This is a genomic window from Mesorhizobium sp. M0802 (assembly GCF_040320115.1).
GTDB lineage: Bacteria > Pseudomonadota > Alphaproteobacteria > Rhizobiales > Rhizobiaceae > Mesorhizobium.
This window is the reverse complement of record NZ_JAMYOY010000067.1, coordinates 1-580: the sequence shown is the minus strand read 5'-3', so window position 1 is coordinate 580 and position 580 is coordinate 1. Positions and strand designations below refer to the sequence as shown.

Genomic DNA, 580 nt, shown 5'->3' with positions numbered 1-580 from the left:
ATTACTCTTTGATGGTGACGACGATGCCGGCACCGACGGTGCGGCCGCCTTCACGGATGGCGAAGCGCAGCTTCTCTTCCATGGCGATCGGCACGATCAGCTCGACATCGACCGTGATGTTGTCGCCGGGCATAACCATCTCCGTGCCTTCCGGCAGCGACACGATGCCGGTCACGTCGGTCGTGCGGAAGTAGAACTGCGGACGGTAGTTGGTGAAGAACGGCGTGTGACGGCCACCTTCGTCCTTGGTCAGGATGTAGGCTTCGGCCACGAACTTCTTGTGCGGCTTCACCGTACCAGGCTTGGCCAGAACCTGGCCGCGCTCGACGCCTTCACGATCAACGCCGCGCAGCAGCGCGCCGATGTTGTCGCCGGCCTGGCCCTGATCGAGCAGCTTGCGGAACATCTCGACGCCCGTGCAGGTCGTCTTGGTCGTCGGACGGATGCCGATGATTTCCAGTTCCTCGCCGACCTTGACGATGCCGCGCTCGACGCGGCCGGTCACGACCGTGCCACGGCCCGAGATCGAGAACACGTCTTCGATCGGCATCAGGAACGGCTTGTCCAGCGGACGAACCGG

General features: G+C 63.4%; 1 protein-coding gene. It reads right to left on the bottom strand.

Translation table 11 applies throughout. From position 1 onward, the window contains the following. Position 1: 1 nt before the first annotated feature. Positions 2 to 580 (bottom strand): EF-Tu C-terminal domain-related protein (locus tag NKI10_RS30885; protein WP_352862615.1); only part of this gene is annotated, 579 nt, incomplete at its 5' end.